General features: G+C 65.0%; 24 protein-coding genes. 12 read left to right on the top strand and 12 right to left on the bottom strand.

Annotation, left to right across the window (positions count from 1 at the left end; all coding sequences use genetic code 11):
- Positions 1-31 precede the first annotated feature (31 nt).
- The 7 genes from ACWGUG_RS16755 (at position 32) to ACWGUG_RS16725 (ending at position 6,876) form a co-directional block, all read left to right on the top strand.
- Positions 32-316 (top strand): hypothetical protein, encoded by a 285-nt coding sequence (locus ACWGUG_RS16755; RefSeq protein ID WP_376127315.1) that lies wholly within the window; start codon positions 32-34, stop codon positions 314-316.
- A complete protein-coding gene (locus ACWGUG_RS16750; RefSeq protein WP_376127313.1) occupies positions 316-2,421 on the top strand; it encodes an FtsK/SpoIIIE domain-containing protein in 2,106 nt (701 codons plus the stop codon). Before ACWGUG_RS16755 ends, ACWGUG_RS16750 begins: the two co-directional genes overlap by 1 nt.
- Positions 2,422-2,505: 84 nt before the next feature.
- Positions 2,506-2,736 carry a type II toxin-antitoxin system RelB/DinJ family antitoxin gene (locus tag ACWGUG_RS16745; protein WP_071044894.1) on the top strand — a complete coding sequence of 77 codons (231 nt, stop codon included), beginning with the start codon at positions 2,506-2,508 and terminating at the stop codon, positions 2,734-2,736.
- Positions 2,737-3,145: 409 nt separating this feature from the next.
- Positions 3,146-4,510, top strand: a complete 1,365-nt coding sequence (locus ACWGUG_RS16740) for a hypothetical protein (protein WP_376127310.1) — start codon at positions 3,146-3,148, stop codon at positions 4,508-4,510.
- 100 nt (positions 4,511-4,610) lie between these two features.
- Complete coding sequence (locus ACWGUG_RS16735; RefSeq protein ID WP_376127308.1) at positions 4,611-5,609, top strand: ParA family protein; 999 nt, start codon at positions 4,611-4,613, stop codon at positions 5,607-5,609.
- Positions 5,606-6,058, top strand: coding sequence for a ParB family protein (locus ACWGUG_RS16730; RefSeq protein WP_376127306.1), 453 nt, complete (start codon positions 5,606-5,608; stop codon positions 6,056-6,058). Before ACWGUG_RS16735 ends, ACWGUG_RS16730 begins: the two co-directional genes overlap by 4 nt.
- 89 nt (positions 6,059-6,147) lie before the next feature.
- A complete protein-coding gene (locus ACWGUG_RS16725) occupies positions 6,148-6,876 on the top strand; it encodes an SOS response-associated peptidase (RefSeq protein ID WP_376127304.1) in 729 nt (242 codons plus the stop codon).
- A 350-nt stretch (positions 6,877-7,226) separates the two neighbouring features.
- Here the strand turns inward: ACWGUG_RS16725 and ACWGUG_RS16720 are convergent, their stop codons facing one another.
- From ACWGUG_RS16720 to ACWGUG_RS16695, 6 genes are all read right to left on the bottom strand, one after another.
- Positions 7,227-7,640 (bottom strand): protein-tyrosine phosphatase family protein, encoded by a 414-nt coding sequence (locus ACWGUG_RS16720; protein ID WP_376127469.1) that lies wholly within the window; start codon positions 7,638-7,640, stop codon positions 7,227-7,229.
- A 314-nt stretch (positions 7,641-7,954) separates the two neighbouring features.
- A complete protein-coding gene (locus tag ACWGUG_RS16715) occupies positions 7,955-8,278 on the bottom strand; it encodes a hypothetical protein (protein WP_376127302.1) in 324 nt (107 codons plus the stop codon).
- Positions 8,275-8,931, bottom strand: coding sequence for a ParA family protein (locus tag ACWGUG_RS16710; RefSeq protein ID WP_071044819.1), 657 nt, complete (start codon positions 8,929-8,931; stop codon positions 8,275-8,277). The genes ACWGUG_RS16715 and ACWGUG_RS16710 overlap by 4 nt, the downstream gene beginning before the upstream one ends.
- A 13-nt stretch (positions 8,932-8,944) precedes the next feature.
- On the bottom strand, positions 8,945-9,772 hold the full coding sequence (locus ACWGUG_RS16705; RefSeq protein WP_376127300.1) for a hypothetical protein: 828 nt from the start codon (positions 9,770-9,772) through the stop codon (positions 8,945-8,947).
- On the bottom strand, positions 9,769-11,409 hold the full coding sequence (locus ACWGUG_RS16700; protein WP_376127299.1) for a hypothetical protein: 1,641 nt from the start codon (positions 11,407-11,409) through the stop codon (positions 9,769-9,771). The genes ACWGUG_RS16705 and ACWGUG_RS16700 overlap by 4 nt, the downstream gene beginning before the upstream one ends.
- A gap of 78 nt (positions 11,410-11,487) precedes the next feature.
- Positions 11,488-11,715: a hypothetical protein gene (locus ACWGUG_RS16695; RefSeq protein WP_071044816.1), complete on the bottom strand. Its 228-nt coding sequence runs from the start codon at positions 11,713-11,715 to the stop codon at positions 11,488-11,490.
- A gap of 149 nt (positions 11,716-11,864) precedes the next feature.
- Here ACWGUG_RS16695 and ACWGUG_RS16690 point away from each other — a divergent pair, with 149 nt between their 5' ends.
- The 3 genes from ACWGUG_RS16690 (at position 11,865) to ACWGUG_RS16680 (ending at position 13,628) form a co-directional block, all read left to right on the top strand.
- Positions 11,865-12,392: a helix-turn-helix transcriptional regulator gene (locus ACWGUG_RS16690; RefSeq protein WP_376127297.1), complete on the top strand. Its 528-nt coding sequence runs from the start codon at positions 11,865-11,867 to the stop codon at positions 12,390-12,392.
- On the top strand, positions 12,389-13,012 hold the full coding sequence (locus ACWGUG_RS16685; protein ID WP_376127295.1) for a hypothetical protein: 624 nt from the start codon (positions 12,389-12,391) through the stop codon (positions 13,010-13,012). The genes ACWGUG_RS16690 and ACWGUG_RS16685 overlap by 4 nt, the downstream gene beginning before the upstream one ends.
- 88 nt (positions 13,013-13,100) lie before the next feature.
- Entirely contained in the window at positions 13,101-13,628 is a 528-nt protein-coding gene (locus tag ACWGUG_RS16680) for a helix-turn-helix transcriptional regulator (RefSeq protein WP_376127293.1), read from the top strand.
- A 24-nt stretch (positions 13,629-13,652) separates the two neighbouring features.
- Here ACWGUG_RS16680 and ACWGUG_RS16675 read toward each other — a convergent pair whose 3' ends face one another.
- A complete protein-coding gene (locus ACWGUG_RS16675) occupies positions 13,653-13,877 on the bottom strand; it encodes a hypothetical protein (RefSeq protein WP_452325333.1) in 225 nt (74 codons plus the stop codon).
- 29 nt (positions 13,878-13,906) lie between these two features.
- On the bottom strand, positions 13,907-15,691 hold the full coding sequence (locus ACWGUG_RS16670; RefSeq protein ID WP_376127289.1) for an ATP-binding protein: 1,785 nt from the start codon (positions 15,689-15,691) through the stop codon (positions 13,907-13,909).
- 205 nt (positions 15,692-15,896) lie between these two features.
- On the opposite strand from ACWGUG_RS16670, the gene ACWGUG_RS16665 reads away from it, so the two are divergent.
- Both ACWGUG_RS16665 and ACWGUG_RS16660 read left to right on the top strand, forming a co-directional pair.
- Complete coding sequence (locus tag ACWGUG_RS16665) at positions 15,897-16,301, top strand: LexA family protein (protein WP_376127467.1); 405 nt, start codon at positions 15,897-15,899, stop codon at positions 16,299-16,301.
- 4 nt (positions 16,302-16,305) lie between these two features.
- Positions 16,306-17,583: a Y-family DNA polymerase gene (locus tag ACWGUG_RS16660; RefSeq protein WP_376127287.1), complete on the top strand. Its 1,278-nt coding sequence runs from the start codon at positions 16,306-16,308 to the stop codon at positions 17,581-17,583.
- A 33-nt stretch (positions 17,584-17,616) separates the two neighbouring features.
- On the opposite strand, the gene dprA is transcribed toward ACWGUG_RS16660, so the two are convergent.
- The 4 genes from dprA to ACWGUG_RS16640 form a co-directional block, all read right to left on the bottom strand.
- Positions 17,617-18,558 carry a DNA-processing protein DprA gene (dprA, locus tag ACWGUG_RS16655; RefSeq protein ID WP_376127285.1) on the bottom strand — a complete coding sequence of 314 codons (942 nt, stop codon included), beginning with the start codon at positions 18,556-18,558 and terminating at the stop codon, positions 17,617-17,619.
- A 67-nt stretch (positions 18,559-18,625) separates the two neighbouring features.
- On the bottom strand, positions 18,626-18,772 hold the full coding sequence (locus tag ACWGUG_RS16650; protein ID WP_376127283.1) for a hypothetical protein: 147 nt from the start codon (positions 18,770-18,772) through the stop codon (positions 18,626-18,628).
- 96 nt (positions 18,773-18,868) lie between these two features.
- Positions 18,869-19,555, bottom strand: coding sequence for an N-6 DNA methylase (locus tag ACWGUG_RS16645; protein ID WP_376127281.1), 687 nt, complete (start codon positions 19,553-19,555; stop codon positions 18,869-18,871).
- A 26-nt stretch (positions 19,556-19,581) separates the two neighbouring features.
- Entirely contained in the window at positions 19,582-20,604 is a 1,023-nt protein-coding gene (locus tag ACWGUG_RS16640) for a DUF4192 family protein (RefSeq protein WP_376127279.1), read from the bottom strand.
- Positions 20,605-20,693 lie beyond the last annotated feature (89 nt).

The raw sequence follows: 20,693 nt of genomic DNA, 5'->3' as shown, positions 1-20,693 counted from the left end.
GGAGTGAACGCGTACCAACGCAGGAGGACTCATGAACACCGACGACGACCGCACCATGCTGATCCTCACCCTGCCGATCCTTGCGCTCCTACTGGGCCCCGGACTGCTCGCCTCCTTCCTCCCCGACGTGCGCGCCCTGCTCCTCGAAGCCCACCTCCTCGTCGACGAGAACGTCGTCATCCCGATCGCAGACGGAATCGGGCTCGACACGGCAAGGATCGTCATCCTCGGAGGTCTCCTCGTCGCACTGCTGACCCTGGGCGCCCTCGGAATCAAACGGCTCCACGCACGCCGCGACGAAAAGGCGACCCGCTGATGTCCGTCCGCGCCACAACCGCCGCACTCCCCCGCAGCAACCCGCCAATCCTCGCCGTCGGCGCACTCCTGACCGGCATGCTGCTGGCAATCGGAGCCGGCATGCTCCTCGAACTGCCCATCTTCACCCTGATCCTCGTCGGCATCATCACGGTCGCGCTCACCGCGGCTGTCATCGCCACTCACATTCGCTCTTCCCGTCGTCAGGAATCCCTGGACCTGTGCCTGATGCGCCTCTACGGGACCCTGGGATGGCCCGCTCCGGCACGGGAACAGCTGACCGCTACACGGTGGCGTGGTGGATGGTTCGGCAAGCCCACGCGTCTCCTGGTGCGTTACAACCCCATCGCCGACGAGTCCTTCCCCGAGATTCTGGGAGAGACCAAGCGCATCGTTGAACGCGCCTTCGACTCTCGATACAAGCTCGGCAAGCACAAGCCCCGCAAAGGGTGGTTCCAACTCGCGCTGAACACCGAAGAGGCCGACACCAGCAAGGACGCGCAGATCGAGCGTGTGCACACCGTGATCGCGAAGACCTTCGGCGGGGACGCCAAGGCGTCAACGAAGTTCGTGGACGACAAGCTGCGCGAGATCACCGTCCGCTACGAAGTGACGCCGAGGCTGTCCTCGAGCGCGCTGCGCGGCCGCATCGAGTCGCAGATCTCCTCGGTGCTCGACGGCCGCTGGCGGGCATTCTGGGATCTGCAGAACGACACCGTCCGCCTCGAGGTGCGTCCCGACATGTCGGGCGTGATCTTCAACCCGAACCGCGCCCCCGCCGCGGTCGATCCGCTCGCCAGCTACGACGACCTCAAAGTCCCGTTCGCCGTCGACGAGGACGGCAACACGATCTACTGGCGTCCCAAGCGTGACCCGCACGGCCTTATCACGGGAAAGACCGGCGCCGGCAAGACGGTCGCCATGCTGGGCATCATCCAGTTTCTCGCCGCGCAGGGGTGGGAGATCTGGGGCATCGACGGCAAGCGCATCGAGCTGCTCGGTCTGCGCTCCTGGCCGAACGTGCGGATCATCGCCGGACGCATCGACCACCAGGCGCGCGTCGCACACGAGGTGTTCCGCACCATGCAGCAGCGCTTCGAGGACTACGAGAGCGGACGGATGCGCCTCGAGGACTTCACCCCCGTCCTGTTCCCCATCGACGAGTTCAAGACCTTCAAGAACGCCGTCACCCGCTGGTACCGCACCGTCAAACCCAAGGGCCCCGGCACACAGCCGCCCGTGCTCGAGGAAATCAGCGACTTCATGTCCCTGGCCCGCAAGGTGCGAATGCACGCGCTGCTCGGTCTCCAGCGCCCTGACGCCGAGTTCCTGACCGGCGACATGCGCGACAACTTCGGCTTCCGCGCATCCTTCGGACGCCTCTCCCCCGACGGCGCACAGATGATGTGGAACTCCTACTCGACCGGCGTCACCGTTCCCGTGAACGCCAAGGGCCGCGGCATCGCCTACGACGACCACGGCACCCCCGTCGAGATCCAGGCCTACTGGACGCCCGACCCCTACCAGACCGAACCCGAACACCCTGAGAACTGGGTCTTTCCCGACGACCTCAAACTCGTCCAGCAGATCACACCGAAGCACACCATCCACCAGCTGATGGCGATCGTCGACCCGGAAGACCAAGCCGACCTCGACGGCACGGGCACCGACGGGGTGCCCGATTACAACGACTACATGGCGGCTCGGATCGTCACAGCCGACCGCATCGACGAACTTCAGCACAAAGCGCGCGGACTCATCACCGGCCTCGAAGACGACAACCGTGTCGCCGAGCTGGACCGAATCCAGCGTGAAGAAGCAGAGCCCGAGCTCGACGACGCCGAAGAACTGTTCGCCGGCTACACCCAGCCCGACGAGCTCGTCGTGGAAGAAGTCCTCACCGACGACGGCACGCTCGCCCGCGAAGGCATGCTCGCCCTCGTCGACCCCGACACCAACACCTGGGGACTCGTCGAAACAGCCGAGTACGACGAGTTCGACGAGGGATACATCGCCTTCACCTACCGCGACTTCGAAACCGGCGAACCAGGCACGCTCTCGCTGCCCTCTGACGGCGCCATCACCGTGCGTAGCCCCGGTGCATAATCGTGCTGCTCTTCATGTCCCGAGATGTAGACACGCACTCGAATGTCTTCCATGTGCGTGTGCACATGTGGTTTAGTGGCGCGCATGGCACGTATTCAGCGGCGACGTGGGGCGCTGCTCGACCCGGTCCAGCCCAGCTGGCGCATCGAGCGTCAGACGAAAGTGCGCGCCGACGCTATCGCAGCGCGAGTGGGCATCTCGACCTCCGAGTTCGTCGACGAGCTCGTGGCCCACATCGAGTTGACGGACCAGGGCATTCCCGTTTGGATGCCCGAACTTCCACGGGATGGGGAGCTGCCTATCGATACGGCATAAAACGACGGACCCCCCGCCGAAGCGAGGGGTCCTGGTGTCAATGGTCTCGGTCTGAGCGTCGCCAAACAAATCAGTCCGAGTTAGTCCTCAAGAGTTCAGGCCTGCCAGCCAGATCTCTTGTGTATGTCACCCGGGAAGCAACCCGGGGTCTTGTCACGCCTACCGAGGAGGTAGAGGAGGTGGCCTCATCGTAACCGTTAATGCTGGGATTAGCGAGCTTCGCCACGCGAAATCTGCAAGCAGTTTGCAAGAAAAATGCAAGCAGATTTCGCCTGTGGATGCCGGAGTAGCAGGCCTTTCATCCGATCGAAAGCCGCAGTCTGGCTCGCAGCGTTCGGGATCGTGGTCGCTAACTCCTGCTGACGGCGCCTATGCGGCACTGCCGGCGTGGACTTCTGCACGCGCCTGGATGGCGCTCGTCGAGCGCGTCCTGGGCTCTGAGCGGGCTGCGCAGCTCCGCGGAAAGAAGATCTCCGTTGGGAGTGCGATCCTCGTCGCCCGCGCCGACATGGCCGCGGCCGACGTGCGCACCGGCCGCGGCGTCAGCACCTCGCACGAGACGGTCGCGAAGCGCCTGGGTATGAGCAAGCGCACCGTCGGCGAAGCTCGGCGTCTGCTCGAGAAGCTCGGCCTCGCCGTCACGGTCGTCATGGGCCGGCACCTCTCCCCCGCCGAGCGCAGCCAGGCCAAGAGGCTGCACGGGAGATATCAGGAAGCTGCCGCATCGGTGCGCGCTCTCGTCATGCCTCGCCCCACCAGCCCTGTGGATACTTGCCACCTACCTCGCAGAGGTTCAGTTCTTAAGACATCTCCTGTTCAAAAATGGTCACCAACGCGCGCAGGAGCGCGCGAGACGGCCGCTTCGCGGCCAAAGCCGAGACGAAGAAGTACACGCCGGGTCCCCCCGGCGACATCGCCTCGCCCTATCGAAGTTCAGCGATTCACCTGGGCCGTCGCCCGCAACTACGGCCTGGACGCCGGAGGACCACCCACAGCCACCGGTGCACTGCACGGCGGCCGCCACATCGGCCAGCTGAGCAACATCCTGCAGCGCTACGACGTCACGCCCGACAGGTACACCCTCGCCACGCTCCGCGCAGAGCTCGACGAGGCGATGGCGGCCGCGAAAATCCTCCCGCTCGAGAACGGGCAAAAGCGCGACCGTCTCGCGCACTTCGCCTGGATGCTGTCCAAGCTCCAGACATTCACTCGAGGCGAGACACGCCTGCAGCGGCAACTCAGAGAGCACGCAGATCGCCTCACGAAGCGACACTCCGACCTTGAGGCGGCACGACAAGCCGAAAGGGAGCGGCAGCGCCTGCTGGAGGAGGATCAAAGCGCTCGTGAAGCGATCATCGAACAGCTCCGCCGTCACAGCCTGAGGAGGCAGCCAGCAAGCGCAGCACAGCGGGCAGCCGCTGCGAAGGCGCTCGTGATGGCGCTCATCGGCCACGAGCGGGCCCTCTACGCCATGCCAGTGCGAACGCAGCAGCTGGTGGGCGAGATCTCCGCTCTCGATAAGTGCCTGACCATGCACGGATGGCACCCAGAGCACGACGTCGCAGCTGGGGCTGCGCGGTGGCGTGACAGCGACAACGGCGAAGAACTCGTCGTCGCCCTTGTCGACGGCGCTGAGGACGCCGCTCGAGTTCGCGTCGTGTTCCCCCACCGGGCGCCGCTGCCGTCCGCAGTGAGCGACATCGTGGGGCACCTCGCGTCATCGGGCAATGACGGAAAAAACGGCAACGACGCTAATAACGCCAATAACGGATAAGACGTGTATTGCGTCAACGACGGAATACACGTTATATTCGTGAAAGACGTGATACACGCAATAAACGGTAATCCCGTTACTAACGGCGAGAGGATCCACGATGGTGAACGCGCGAGCCACGATCGACCATGACCAGCTCAGCAGAGTGATGGCGATCGAGAGCCTCAAGGGCGGTGTCGGTAAGACGACGCTCGCAGCAAACATAGGTGGCTACTTCGCCCTCGCCGGCGCGCGAGTACTCCTGGTCGACCTCGACCCGCAGGGCAACCTCGAAGACGACCTCGGCTACGCCGACGACGACCGCAACGACCAGGGAGAGTCACTCGCCAAGGCGTTGATGTTCGGCGGCAGCGTGGACGCGCTCATCGGCGTCCGAGAAAACCTCGACGTCTGGGCCGGCGGGGGACACCTCGCGAACGTCACCGCGGCACTGAGCGCCAAGATGGGCAACGACCCGACCGCAGCGAAGCTCGCACTCGCTCGCATCCTCGAGCCCGTGGCCTCCGGCTACGACTTCATCTTCCTCGACTGCCCACCCGGCGACGGAGTACTTCAACTGGCAGCCCTGTCGGCAGCACGCTGGGTGCTTGTGCCGAGCAAGACCGACAACTCGAGCATCAAGGGCGTCGCGAAAGTGGCCGAGCGCATCGACCAGGTGCTCGACGTCAACCGGGGGATCGACTTGCTGGGAGTGATCCTCACCGATGTGGGAACCGCCACCGGACGCAAGGACGGCACAGTCGTGATCCGCAACGCCGAGCGCGACGCGCGCGCCGAGCTCGACGCGATGTTCGGAGTCGGGGACGAAGGCGGCATCGGCCGAGAGGTCGTGTTCCGACGAACCGTTCGCCACAGCGAAGCGGTCGCCAGCCAGGCACGCCGCGCCGGGCTCCTCGCGCACGAGCTCGACGAGCGAGCAAAGGCCGAGGCCAAGGCTGGCATCGCCTGGTGGAAGATCCGCAGCGGCGAACTCAAGGACAAGCAGCTCACCAGCGCCACGGCAGGATCCGTTGCCGATGACCTGCAGGCGATCGCACAGGAGATCAACGACCGCATCATCATGGCAGAGACGCCGACGCTGGAAGGAGCCCACTCATGACCGACAGCACCCGGGGCATCACGGGCCTCGCGCCTCGCAAGGTCGATCCCAAGCGGATGTTTGCCGCCAATCGCGACGCCGAGACAGCCACGCCACCCGCGCCGGAAGAAGTATCCGCAGGGACACCCGCGCCGGAAACGCCCAAGGAGCAGCCCACGAAGGCCTCCACGGCGCCAAACGTGCGACCGAAGGCCCAGCAGCCACGGAAGCCTGCCCCGCCCGCACAGGGCGCTCAGGGACGCGTGAATACCTACATCGACGCGGGCAAGCGGGCACGGGTCGTCGCCGCCTACAAAGCGACCGCGCACCTCGAAGGGGACGAATCGTTCAGCGCCTTCGTAGAGACGGCACTCGTGAACGAGGCCATCCGTCGAGAGCAGCTCCACAACTCCGGCAACGAGTTCGCGGCCGCGGGAAAACTGCAACGCGGCCGCCCCGTGCGCGACTGAATACACACAGTCGGGTGCGTGTATCGCACCACGGTCTGGAGCCGAGCCATCCTCGAGCTGCAGGGATACGGGCGAGCTACGCTCTGCTCATGTGCGGCCGCTTCTCTCTGTCGTCGAAGACCAACGAGCTGATCACGGAGTTTGTCGTCAGCGGAGGCAAACCCGAGGATTGGCGACCCACCTACTCGATTGCGCCCACGACCAGCGTTCCGATCATCCGTGAACGTCTCGCTGACGATGACGTTCAACGCGAGCTCACGCTCGCACGATGGGATTGGCCCAAGCCCGCGAGCCGCCCCGGCGGTGGGCCGATTATCAACGCCAGGATCGAGAAGCTGCCTACCGGGTTCTGGGTCGGCGCGTTCTCCAACAGCCGCTGCATCGTTCCCATGGCGCCGGGCTACTTCGAATGGACGGGGCCGAAGGGAAGCAAGCAGCCGCACCTGATCGCCGGCGACGGGATCCTCGCCGCTGCCGGCCTGACCTGGACGACCGACATCGCAGGAGAGCGGCAGCGGGTATTCGTCGTCATCACCAGAGAGGCACGAGACGCATCCGGAGAGATCCACGACCGGATGCCGGCGTTCATCTCCGACGACCTCCGCGACGACTGGCTCAACCCCACCTCGCTCACCATTCAAAACGACAGCGCCGCATCGAAAAGGAACCGCCTCGAGCTGCTCGACGAACTCGATGCCAGCTCGAGCGCGATCGCCGAAACGATGCGCACCCATCTTGTCGACCCTCGGATGAACAACGCCCGCACCGTCGACCGGCACGACTCGACGCTGCTCGAACCGATCGATCAGCCGAGCTGAGCAGCGCCAACCGAAAAGTGCTTGAAAAATGCAAGCAGCCCTCAACGTCCGAAACGTGACGCACTTCAATGCGTTCCGTGTACTGGGGGAGAGGGCCTGTTGGTCTGAGCCTCCGCATCTCCCTCGCGCTATAGCGCGGGTCAACGCTGCGGCTCAGCCTAACACGGGCGGCGAAATCTGCAAGCAAAATACACGCAATTTGCAAGCACTTTTGTCCGATTGTCAGAACTCTGTCAGTACGGCCACGAACTTTGTCAGTAGCGCCATAACCTTGCGGTGAGTGATCATAGATCCTCCTTAGTCAATGCGAGACTCGGCGAGACTCATCGTCTGTCATCAGAACCGCTGGATCAGCGTGTGATCGCAACTTGCCCCGCAAATCGCCTCTGCCACGGTGTCTCCACGGCGCCGGATCGATAGTGCGTGCGCACCCATTCCACGGCTTCCTCTGCGGGGACACCGCTGTAGCGCGCGAGGATTGCGATAGCCGTTCCTGTTCGTCCCCGTCCACCTCCGCACGCGATTTCGACCTTCATTCGGGCTGATCGGGTCAACGCCTCCTCGATCGCTGCAACCGCATCGGTCGCGCTTCGCGGCACACGGAAGTCCGGCCAGGCAACCCATCGGGATTCCCAAGCCTCAGCGTGCGGCTTCGCGGTCAGATAGATCCCGAAGTCGGGCACCTCATCGCCAACCGGTGGGCCTGCCCTCAGGGATCGACCCCGCACGGTGCGACCGTTTGGAAGCTCGACAACCCCAGCCATCATCGGATCCCACGTATGCATGCTTCCATCCTGCCGGGCGGCCGTTTGGTTGCGTGCGGGCTGCGCACACTGCTCGTCGACTACTGACAAGTTGTCTGGCATAACGAGTGCCGGTGGCGGATCGAGGGACCGCGGAATTCCGGCAAGCCGAAGCTCGAGTACTCGCCAAACTGCGTGTCATCGAACAACTTTTCGAGTCGAAATGTCATGCGTTCTGGAGTCTTCCGCGTGAGCTCCCGGTCGATGTGATGCGACGTTCACGGAAAGAGAAGAGGCCACCGATGAAGTATCGGTGGCCTTCAAGACGATCTGACTCAGCGTCGCTTGCGTCCGTAGAGATGACGTACCGCCGCAGTCACCGCGTCGTCCTTCGTCAGCCGGATGCCGTTGTCGGCAGCCTCCTGGCGAGCGCGATCGATCAGCTCATGAACATCGGGCGGCAGCCGGAACGTGGCCGGCTTCTTGTCGACCTTCTTCACGTTGTAGGGCCCGCGTCGACGCGGTGCCGGCTTGGCGAGATCCTGCTCGGCGTCTTCGACGTCGACTTCCGTCACCGGCTCGAGGGATCGCGAAGCCGTCTCGGGCTTGCTGAACGCTGCGCTCCAGTCCGTCTTGGGCTTCCTCTGTGGCTGGGTCATCGGTCGCCTCCCGCCAGGATCTCCTCGAGCACGTCGGGGTAGACGCCGAGGTTCGTGGGTACGGTGCCGAACGCCTGAGAGTAGAGCAGCTGGAACGGCACATTGACATCGAGAACGTGGAGACCCTCGACATCGCCTTCCATCGCTTTGAGCTGCTCCCACGCTTCACGGAAGCTGATGGTGTTTGGCTTGGTGCGTGTGAAGAGTATGGACAGCTGTATCGGCTTGATGCTTGCGACCTCGGCAGCGGCCTGCAGCGTCGGGGTGAGCCGCGTGGCCTCCGAGGGGGTGGCGCCGATCGGCATCACCAGGTGGTCGGTGACCATGAGCGCCTGCCGCAGGGTCGTCGAGTCATTGCCGGTATCGATGATCAGGTGCCCCTCGGGCCACATCTCGCGGACGCGCTTGCCGAGCATCTGTGACGGCAGGTACACGACGTTGACCTCGGCTGGCCACACCTCGCCGGCGTACTCGGACCACTCGAAGCTCGTGCCGTTCGCGGCATCCGCGTCGACCAGAAGCACGCGCTGGCCGGTGCGCTTAACCAGAGCGAGGGCAAGCATGATCGACGTCGTCGACCGGGCCACGCCGCCCTTGAGGTTGCCGACGGTGAGCCTCAGGGGGTTCTCTAGTGGCGTCTGCTTATCAGTCATCGTCTACTCCTCGTCACGACCTGCGGCCGCCGCGGCGTCGCCCCTGCTCGAGGCGTGCCTTTTCTTCTTGGCGCCGAATCTCGGCAGGGTTCAGTGCACGCGATCGCCGCGGCCTGCCCTGAGCCTTGAAGTCCTCGTACTCGGGTGTCTTCGTGTCGGCGAACACCGTCAGGGTGACCCCTGTGATGGGTTCGCGGGACACGTCGAGGTTGAGGTACCTGTTCTTGGACTCACCGCGCATCCACTCCAGTGCACTGCCGCCGGCCTCGTTGACGCGCTGCAGCATCGTCGAGGCGTTGTACGTGTTGACCTCCATGACGCGCCCGTTGGCGAACGTCAAGGTCGCGCGGATCTTCTTCTGATTGTCGCGGGCCTGGCCCTTGGCCGCGTTCCGGATCTGGCGGACGAGTTCAGCGTCGGCCGACGTGCGGCCCTTCGCAGTCTTCCCCTTGGGGAGGCGGAGCTCGACCTGCCGACCACCCTCGGCCATGTACGTCGTCGACGCCTGCATGGCACCACCCTGGCGGGCGGAGGTGTACTTGCCACCTGGATCCTCAGGAACCACGGTCTTCTGCTTTGCACCCGCCTTGGCCCGGACGGGAACCAGACCCCCCGACTTCAGGCGCCGGCGAGGGGGAACGCTGGAGGTGCGACCGGTGTTGGCCAGCTCCTCAAGAGTCGATCGATACAGCGCGCCGCTGGTCTCGCCGTTGAGGATCTTCCGCACCATCCTGGGGGAGCGGTGCAACTCGGCCGCGATCTCCGCCGTCGAGATCCCGCGCCCGCGGAGGAAGCGCACCAAGTCCTGCGCAGATCGGGCGCTATTGCTGTTGTCGCTCACGACATCACCACCTCGTGCTCGAGCGCCGACTCGACGCCGGCTTTTTCTGCGCGGCCGCGCAACGACAGGCGCTGCTGCAGTCGCTCCGGCGTCAGGAACGACCCACGCAGATAGCCCTGCAGACGCAGGCGGCCAGGCTTGCCGTCGTCGCCGCCACCGCTCGCGACCGGCAGTGACCAGGTCGGCAGCATGCTGGTGTAGATGGCGTCACCCTGGATGCCCAGCAGTGTGGACGGATCGACTGCGAGAGCCCCGGCGGTGTGGAGCCCGAGAGCGCTTGGTCCGTCGAGTACTCGAGCGCGAGCTCGCCCCCACACCTGAGCAGCGAGCTCCGGGTGATAGAAGGACTCCGTCCGGGAGTTGCGTTCGCTGGGAACGTGGTAGACGAACAGCTTTCCTTGCCGCTGCATGCGAGCTTGGAACTGCGGAGGAACATCGAGGGCGTTTGTCGCGACACGGGTCTGATCGCGACCCGACGACGCGAATGCGCCCACACTGTGCAGCACGATCGCTCGAAGCGCAGCCATCACCGCCTTGCGCAGCAGAGGGTGCATATCGGGGTGCTCGTTGACCCGGTCTCGGGCGCGCATGATCCGTTCGAAGAAGGTGTCCAACGGACGCGCCTTGCGGAAGACGACAGCCTCGAGCGGGTCAATCACCCACCCCGCTGCGCGCGCCACCTGGATCTCGGCTGCATCCGCCCACGTCTCACCACGCGCCCCTGGACGGTTCGGGTAGTACCAACCCTCTTCCACCCGCTGGTGGCGGACGCCGAGGAGTCCGACGTGGTTCCACGTCGAGGGCACCTGGAAGCGCACGTTGAATCTCGCGCGTGCGTACGGATCCTCATCCATCAGCTGATACGCGGCCGCACGATTCAGCCGACGCGCTGGACCCAACCCGAGCTCGCGGCCGAGCGCGGCGTACATGAAGCGACCGTCGACATACGCGAACTCGGCCATCTTCTTCTGTTTGGCCGGATCAACCAGCGGGACGCAGTCCTCGTGGGTCGAGAAGTCCGGGCCGGCAACGAGATGCTCGATATGGTGCTGGCCACTGGTCGCGTGGATCTCCTCGGCGATGTCAGAGGACACCGGCACGGGATTGACGTTCTTGGGCAGCGACAGAGCCCAGAGGTTCGTTCCGGTCGCAGCGGGGGAGTTGAACATCCGCGCGCGTTCATCGGCGGCCTTGAGAATCGCGGCTGTGGTGTCCCACGCGCTCCGCGCCTGCGCAGGGGTGAGAGGAATCTCACCGAACCACTCTTCGGCCGTGCGGATCTCGATCTTGAAGCCGGTGGTCTCGTGCTCGAACCTGCCCGTAGGCGGCCCGTTGTTGATCCAGTGAGTACCGGGCTTCCACCGCGGCGTCTGCACGTACAGCCAGTGGCGAATGCCCGGCTCGGGCTCGGGGCGCTTTCCCGTCAGCATGATCCGATTGGCGCCGTAGCTGGCGGCTGTATCGAGCAAGTCGGTGAGGTTCGGGTTCTTCCGGCGATCGCCAACAACCGGCCGGACAACTACGCCGTCCTGCGTCACACCCTGCCCGGACGTGTGATCGACCCAGATGGTCGGAACGTCTTTCGGTACCCAAGGCTTCGGGCGGTAGTCGAAGTCCTCCATGCCCGTCACCTCCATGTGCTTATATTAGTAAAAGAATATTGCAATTTGCAAGCATATTTCACGAACTGCGACGGCTTCTGAGGGTCCCGAAGCTCAGGATGCGCGTGCCTCAAGATGAGACGAGCGCGCGCGAAACGCCTTCTGCGTCTTCCGAAGCCCGGTCTCGGTCATACCCAGCAGCTGGGCAACTTCCCGATAGGTCATGCCAGCTGCGCGCGCTTCCTCAACCAGATGCCCACGACGCTCCAGCAGTTCGTCGGTGCGGGAGATCTCTACACCGACCTGAGAGATCTGCCGGCGGATGTCATCGATGTTCGCCATGACAACCATGTTACGGAACAGGGATGCGAAACCAGATACCGGATGGGGAGTGTCGCCCCTTCCAGTGGGAACCTGTCGCCACGGCTCGTTACATTTATGAAGGAAGCGCGCAGTCACGCATGCTCGATCGAGAAGAGGGCCTCCCGCGAATGAAAGACACCAACGCTGCCGGGCGCCGGATAAGCAGCGCGGAAATCGCCGAGAAGATGGGCGTCTCCCTCAACACGGTGTACGTGTACCGCAGCAGCGATCGCGACAAGTCGCCGGGCCCCTCCCGGTTTCCCGATCCCGTCGGCTTCGAGGGGCGAACCGTCCTGTTCGATGAGAACGCGATCGACGCATACATCCGTGCCCGCTCGGACACCCAAGGCCGGGCCGGTCGGCCTCCACGAACCGCCCTGCGCCGTACCGGCCCGACTGCACCCTTCCCGGACCGGATCCGCGAGGCCATAGCCGCCGGCGCCGGCGCGCCCGGTATCACCACTCTCAAGCAGCTCGCCGAGACGCTGCAGCTGAACAACGTCACCTTTGGCGAGCGAATGCGGGGCCGGACGGCCTGGACCGCAGACGAGCGGGAACGGATCGCCTCCACGCTCGGGATAGAAACCAGCGACGCCAACCTCCAGGTCGAGCAGCTGCGCGCCGAGCGGCGCACTCGACGAGAAGAGGACGAATGACGGCACCGCTGCCAGACCCTCCTGCCGGCGTCCACCTCGCCACCCGCCCCGACAGAATCCGTGAGGCCGGTTGGGTCTTCCGATCGCTCCTCTGGGAGCGTATTTTCACGCGGCGAAGCACGAGCGGCCAGCGCCTCTTCTCCCTCGCGATCGTCCTCATCCCTCTCGGAACGCTCTGGTACATCGGCTGGCGGGACGGCATCCGCGGCCTCATCATCGCCGCGCTCGTCCTGCTGGCCGTACTTGCGCTGTGTGCGGGGCTCCTGCGCCGGCAACGGCGGGGCACGCAGACACGGGTCTACGTGCTCGATGACCGGACCGCGACCCTGACGATGACCTCCAACGGCGATTACTGGACTATCGCCGGCCACAACCGCAGCCGAAAGGCGCCAGGCGCGGGGGAGCGATTACAAGATCAACTGCTCCCCACCGTGTCGGTCGCCGCCGATCGCGCCGACGTCGGCGTCCGCCTCACCGCGGCCGCACCCAAGCTCGCCGACCGCTATGCCCACAAGCTGCCCGGATTGCTCATGATTGGTCCGGCCGTCCCGTACGGAATCCAGATGTACCGCCCCAGCCTCACGCAGCGCCGCGTGATCTCCATCGACGAACTCGATTAGACGCCGGCGAAGAAGCGCACCACTGTCACGCAAGGTTGGTACACTCCTGCATTGACAAACCTTCTACTGCATCGATCGGAGACTCGGCATGGTTTCAGCGCAGACGATTGCGCTCGAGGACGTCGTCCGCCCGGAGTACGTCACCTACAAGCAAGCCGCCAAGATGATCGGCGTCAAGCACGACACCGTCCGCGTGTACCAGACGAGATCGCGTCGGATCGAGAAGGAGGGCAACAAGACTGGGCTGCCACTGTTCCCCACTCCGATGCGGATCGAGGGCATGCGCGCCAGCGCGGTCTTTCGGCGAGCGGACATCGAGGCGTACATCGCCGAGCAGCAGAACCGTGGAGACAGCATCACGGGCCGGCCACCTCGCAATGCTGCCGATCGCCTCGACCAGGACGCGAGCCGTGGAGTCAGCGAGTGGCTGGAGAAGCTCTTGTCAGAGCGTTCCATCAGCAAGGCAGAAGTCGCGCGGGCAGTCGGGATCGGCGCCGGCCCGCTGCGCTCCCGGATGTCAGGTCAGGCGCGGTGGCGCACGGCAGAGGTGCCCGCACTTGAGCAGCTGCTGGGCGAGAAGCTGCCGACAGGCAAAGGCAGCAAGAAGCGCCGCTGATCCATAACGCTGACCGGCCCGCCCCTACTGATCTTGCTCGTCTGCCTGCTCCGCAGTCTGCATACGCGCAGCCGCGTCAGCTTTGATCAGGCCGTGCTCAGTCATGCCGAACATCAACGCGAGTTGCCGCCATGTGGCGACGTTGCGACGTCGCGCTTCGGAGATCAGGCGAGTGCGAGCATCCACAACTTCCGCGAGCTCTTCGCGAAGGGCTCTCTGTCGCTGCGCGAGCTGCTCCAATTCGGTCATGAGCTCATGTGAGTCCTCAGCGGGGCTGGTCATGACGGACCACCTTGGGCTGCCGCGCCAAGTTCGTCTGACGCGATGTTCGCGGCCCGGGAGCCTCGGATCAGTTCCAGGGTGCGGAGCCGCCCGAGTGCGTTGGCAAACCCTCCGCCCGCGACGGCGTATCCCGTGCGCTCGGCAATCTCATCGTTCGACAGTGCATTCGGCCATGCCTCGAGCAACGTGGAAAGGATGGCCCGCTCCGCTTTAGCCAGCCGGGTAAGCCAGTGGTCCACGAGGGCCTGCCCGGATGGCAGCGGCTCGAAGTCGCCGAGATCGGCGATGCCCTGCTCGGTGATCGAGATGTGATCGCGGCCACCGACGATACGGCCTGTGCTGCGAAGGCGGCCGAGCGCGTTGGCGAACGCGCCTCCCTTGCCGCTGTAGCCGGTGAGATGTGCGATCTGCGAGTGCGTTCTCGGTCCGTAGGTGGCGAGGGCAGACAGAATCAGCCTTTCCGCCTTACCCAACGAACCGCGCTCGTGAGCCGTCGCCGACGGCTCACGAGTCGCCTGAGTGGTCGTCGTCCGGGCTGGCGGGGCGAGAGGGGCTACCGGCTGCGGATGCTCGGTCCGTGGGATTGAAGGCGGTGGCACCTTCGTGTGTGACGGAGTGGCAGCGGTTTCGATCTGGCTTAGCAGCGCCCACGCCGCGGCGACATCGCCCTGCACCGTGCCGAGCATCTCGTCGACGCGCGTGAGAGTCTCCGTCGCCTGATCGAAGCGACGTCGGTCCTCATAGGTAAGGGTGGGCACCTCCACGCGCACTTCCATCGGCGGGCTGATCGCCGGCGCTGCGGCCGGCCGTGAGGCGAGCTGCCGCTCCAGCTCTGTGATGCGAGCTCGCAGTCGGCGGGGATCCTCTGCCGCAGCCTTATCGATCGTGGCGCGGATGACGGAGCCGAGCTCGTCCAGATCGATCGGGGCGCGGGCCTGCGGGACAGCGGTAGCGACACCGACCTTCGGGGTGGCCGAGGAATCGAACGTCTTCCGTGCCCGGACATCGACCATCTGCAAGATGCCCAACCAAGAGGGAGACCACACCCATGCCGTGCCGGTGGGAAGGCTCGCAAGTGTCGACTTCACTCGCAACGCCTCTGCCTGGTCGGCATGCAGGCGCACCCACTCGTCGATCGCGGCGACGTCGCGCGGTCCGGTGAGGCCGTGGGTGATGAGGACTTCGATCTGTGTGAGCACGTCCTTGTTGAGCACAGCCGGCCGTTGTGTGACCAACGTCACACCCAAGCCGCGTGCGCGGCCGCGTCTCACGAAATCCTCCATTGCGCCCAAGAGTCGGGCGCCCTCCGCACGTGGATTCTGGGGCGCGAGCTCGTCGGCCTCATCGAAAACGACATGAAGCGGATCCCGGTTGCGGTGGTAGACCTCCGTCACGAAATCCGTCAGGAACCGCCGAGCCGCGCCCTTACTGAGCAGTGATGTGTCGATCACAGCGGGGATGCGGCGCTCGACGATGACCTCCGCGATCACCTTGCCCGCGGTTTCCTCGAGCGGCACGTCAGCATGAGATCCGCCGAACACGACCACAGGAAGTCCCGGTCCCTTGCCGGACTTGCTGGAGCGCAGGCCCCACCACACGCCGACGGTGTCGACGACACACACAGGAACGCCCAGGCCGATCAGTTCCTCGACGATCACACCCGCGGTATTCGTCTTCCCTTTGCCACGGCGCCCCAGCACTGCGATGGCTTCCGTCGCGAGATCTATCGGCAGCGAGAGCTTCGAGCCGAGCTGGATCTGAGCAGCAACCGTCCGACTCATAATCGGCCTCCCGTATGCAAGTCAGTTGTGTAACTAAGTTACACAATACGGCCACAATAGAGCGAGCGCTAGCACCTTCCGCAGATTCGGTCTAACTTCCTAATGTCTACCCGCGCGCGCATACTCGAAATCGTCAACATGTTCTAGGAGGTCCCTCATGCGCGCTGTGGATGTACGAGTCGCGGCCGCGATCGACGTGCGTGCCATGTCCGTACGCCCGGGCATTCGGGTCGCCCCTGTCGCTGTCGCAGCAGGGTTTCCGTCGCCTGCGCAGGACTACTTCGAGGGAGACATCGATCTCACGGAGATGCTCATCGACGATCAAGCGGCGACCTTCATTGTGCGCGTTGCCGGCGAATCGATGATGAACGCGGGCATCAGCAACGGCGACGAGCTGTTGGTCGACCGGTCCAAGACTCCCCGCGACGGCGACGTGGTCGTCGCCGTGCTCGATGGGGAGCTCACGGTGAAACGGCTCCGGCTCACCCCAGTCGGCGTCGTCCTCCAGGCAGACAACTCGGAGCATCCCGACATTGTCGTCCCCGAACTCTCAGAACTGACCATCTGGGGCACGGTCACCTACTGCTTGCACAAGCTCTGGATCAGGTGAGCCGGTGCACCTCGCGCATGTTGATATCAACAGCTGCTACGCCAGCATGGAGCGGGTCTTTCGTCCAGATCTCGCTTCCACCCCTCTCGTCGTCTTGAGCAACAACGACGGCGCGATCGTCGCTGCCAGCGCCGACGCGAAAGCGCTCGGGATGCAGATCGGTGAGGCGTGGTTCAAGGTACGAGCTCAGGCCGAACGGCTCGGTGTCGTCGCGGTGAGCTCCAACTACGAGCTCTATGGGTCAATGAGCTCGAGGGTGATGCGGCTCCTGGCTCGGTACACCGCAGATCTCGACATCTACTCCATCGATGAGGCGTTCCTCGTCGTCCCGCCGCACATCGAGCGGGATCCGGGAGCCATGCAAGCCTGGGCCCAGGACATCAAAGGCACCCTTGCGCGGCTGATCGGCGTGCCGGTGTGTGTGGGGATCGCGAACAATCGCACCCTCGCCAAGCTTGCGAATAGGTGGGCGAAGAAGGCGTCGGCGTTCGACGGCGTCTGTGTCTGGCCTGACATCGACCCCGCCGACCGGCACGCGCTGATGAGCCGGCTGCCTGTCTCGGAGATCTGGGGCATCGCGTCCCGCCTCGAGCGCCGCCTCAACGCGATCGGCATCGAGACGATCGCCGACCTCGCTGCAGCCGATCCGACCGTGGTTCGGAAGAACACGTCCGTGGTGACGATGCGAACGGCGCTCGAGGTGCGTGGAATCCCCTGCATAGAGGCCGAACCCGACCACACCGGCAAGAAGCAGCAGCTGATCGTGTCTCGCTCGTTCGGGGAGAAGATCACCACGGTCGCCGAGATGCGCCAGGTGTTCTCGATCTACGCGCAACGCGCTGCGACCCGACTCGTTCGCCATGGTCAGGTCGCCAACCTTGTCACAGCATTCGCCAGCACCTCCTCATACGCGGAGAGCACGTCATTCCAGCAGACGGTCGCCCGGCTCCCCACGCCGACAGCAGACCCAGTGCAGCTCACCAAAGCAGCACACAGCATCCTGCCGAAGCTCGAGGAGGGCATCCGCTACGCGAAAGCCGGAATCATGCTCACCGATCTACGCAAAACCGACGAACACCAGACTCTCGACATGTTCCGACACGCCCACGAGGAGTCACGGATCGCTGAGCTCCTGGACAGGGTGCAGCGCAAGACGGGTCGGGAGGTCGTGGGGCTTGGCTATGCCGGCATTCGGCCCGGGCCCAGTTGGCAGATGAAGCGTGCGATGCTGACCCGTCGTGCGACGACTCATTGGGACGAGCTCGCGATCGTGCGCGCCTGAGAGGGTAGGCGCTGTCGCCGGTGCCGCGGCGCGCTACCCGCGCACCGGCGTGGGCCTGAGCAGTTCATAGGCATCGTCGGGGCCGGTGACGATCTGCGCCTCGCACTCTCGGATGAGGCGGTGGCATCCGGACGATGCTGGGCTGCTGATCGGGCCAGGCACGGCTCCGAGGCCGCGGCCGAGGATCGCGGCGTGGTTGGCCGTGGTGAGGGATCCAGAGCGCCAGCCTGCTTCCACGACGACCGTGGCAGCGGCCGTGGCGGCGACGAGGCGATTGCGACTGAGGAAGCGGTGTCGAGTCGGAGCGGATCCGGGCGGGATCTCGCTGATGACGGCACAGCCGGCGTGCGTAGCAATCCGGTCGATCAGGTCTCTGTTGCCGGCCGGGTAGGCGCGGTCGACGCCATTGGCCAGCCAGGCGATCGTGTGGCCGTCGTTCCAGAGCGCTGCCCTGTGGGCGGTGGCGTCGATGCCGTAGGCGGCGCCGCTGACGATGGTGATCCCGCGCCCGACGAGGTCGGTGGTTAGTTCTCGAGTGACCTGGTCTCCGTAGTTGGTTGCGGCGCGCGCGCCAACGAGAGCGATCTTGCTGCTGAGGGGAGTGACCGCGGCGCCCAGGTCACCTCGAACCCAGAGCACATGGGGCGCGAGGATCCCGAGATCGGCGACGCCGGGCACAGCGTCGGGGTCGAGCATCTGAATGCCGTGACGCTGTGCCTCCCGGAGTGCGAAGTCGAGCGTGCGGCTGTTCATCCGCGGTAGCCATCGCTGTACGGCTGTCGCAGCCTCCTCCTGGGTTGAGGCGGCGTCGGCGTCCATGATCGCTGTAATGCATGCCGCAGGGTTCTCGAGCGCGGTGAGAGCTTCGGCGTATCCGATGGCCGCCACGAGACCGCCGGCGACCGTGTCGCCGGGCTCGGTGAGGACGGACCAGGCTGCTCGCGCCTCGAGGTTGACGTTGGTGGGGGTGCTCACGGGGATCTCCTGTCGTGGGATTGTTGGTAGGTGGTGGCGGGGGAGAGGTCACCCCGCCATCACCGGGTCAGTTGCGCAGGTCGGCCCAGTCGCGGCCATGGATGCCGTCGAACAGGTCGGACACGGGGCCGGTACCGGCACCGACGAGGATGTCGTGGCGCTCGGCGTAGTAGTCGGTGACTCTGTCGGTTGCGGTTGCGGTCGCAGTTGCCATGGTTTGCGCTCCTTTGTATCTCTGACAGTTACATACTAACGCACACCTCAGACATGGACCATGGACGACGATGCGACGGACCCGACTTGGCCGGTGTCAGCTGACGGTCCTGAGTTCGGCGGAGTGCTCGAGTGACGCAAGGCGTCTTGTCCATCCACCGATGACATGGGCTGGTGTGGCCCATGTGTCGAAGTGCTCAAGAGTGAGGGAGTTGCGCCGATTGATCAACGCCGGCACGTCCAGCAGTGACAACTGGAGATAGCTCATGTGGACGGCAGTGAGGCTGAGATCGTCGGCGGTGACGTGGACGCTCTCGCGATAGTCGAGACCGCGACGAGCGAGAGCTTGAGTCATCGCGATGACCATGGCTCCCGCCCCGCAGGCTGGCTCATAGATCGTCAGAAACGGCCGGGGTGGGACCCGAGTGGAGGTGCCAGTGAGCTGCATTTCGGCGATGAGCTGCGCCACGTTGTACGGGGTGAAGAACTGTCCGCGATCGCGGTCAGCGATGCCGAGCTGCATGTATGTCTCCCCGAGCACGTCGCGTGGGTTCTGGGTCACCTCGATGGCCACCAGGGCCAGTGCTTCCGCGAAGCGGTCCATCTGCGCGGCGCTGTACTGAGATCGGATGCGCTCGTACGACTCCTCCCGCTCTCGGAAGCCGTGAGAGTCGACGCGGTTGCGGATGGCGATGGCGCTTGCCTCGCAGAAGTCCGTGAATACCGTGCGCAGGTCGCGAGATCCGGCGTTGGCTTTGAGTGTCCTCACGATGGGTGTCATCATTGCTGCTCCTCTCGGCTCGTCGAGGATCAGCGGGAAACCGCAAAGCTGAAGTCCGGGAGGTGACCGGCGGCGACGAATGTGCCGACGATCTGCGACAGGCCGTGCTCGGGGTCGATCGCCAGCGCGCGGAGTGAGTAGGCATCGGCGTGAGTCGAGCGCCCCAGTGCCCAGGAGAGCCACGCAGCGACCGCCAGAGGGCCGACCTGCTCACTTTCGGGTGCGAGTGCGGCGAGGTGGCGGCACGCCGTCAGAGCGGCGGACAGGCGGTCCGCGTCGGGGCGCGGTCCCTCGCCCCACATGACCATCGCCAGGTGCTTCGGGTAATCGACGCCGTTCTCCCAGGCGATCTGCGCGTCCAGCGCGCTCTCACCGGCTGCGAAACCGTGCGCCCACTGCACCACGGCCACGTCGCGCAGCGAGGGCCGGTTCAGCAGGGTGATCATCGTCGCGGCTGACTGCGCCTTGAGGTCCGATCCATCCCACGACAGCGACTGCTCGAACAGGTCGAGCGGGTCAACGTCCAGCATTGCCAGACGGATGCCGAGGTCACCGGGGAGAGCCTCGGCGACCTCCCGTGCGAGAGCCTCGTCGGCCTCCGGCAGAACCGCCCCGGCGTGCTGATCGGCTGCGGTGACCATCGCTGCCAGGTGCTCGGGAACCTCGGGCATCGGGGACACCGCATCGTCGCCGATGAGGCCCCACCCGGCGCCGGTCACGTAGAACCGCTCGATCATGCTCAGCCCGCACTCGTCGGCGGTCTGGGTGATCGCCTCAGCGACCGCCTCGGCCTCGGCGCGCTCGCCGTAGACGATGACCGCCAGGCCCGTCGCGTTCTCGACCCTGCAGACCAGGCCAGCGGCCACGGTCGCGAGGTGCACGGCGTTCTCGACGCTCGGCAGATCGAAGCGCATCGCGCCGATCGTGCGGGGACCGTCGAACGGGATAACGACGACTGAGTCAGTTGGCTGGTAGCCGAGCATCGGGGGCACGGCAGCGAGGAAGTCGCCGGGCTGAGTGGCCTTGTGGAGGGTGGGGAGTGGAGTGGTCATGGTGTGTCCCTTCCTGGGGTTTGTATCTCTGACAGTTACAGACTACGAGGGGGGTCAGACATTGGGGACCATGGGCGGCTGGTTGGGGT

This window comes from Microbacterium sp. NPDC055455 (assembly GCF_053619935.1).
This window is presented reverse-complemented; position numbering and strand designations above follow the sequence as displayed.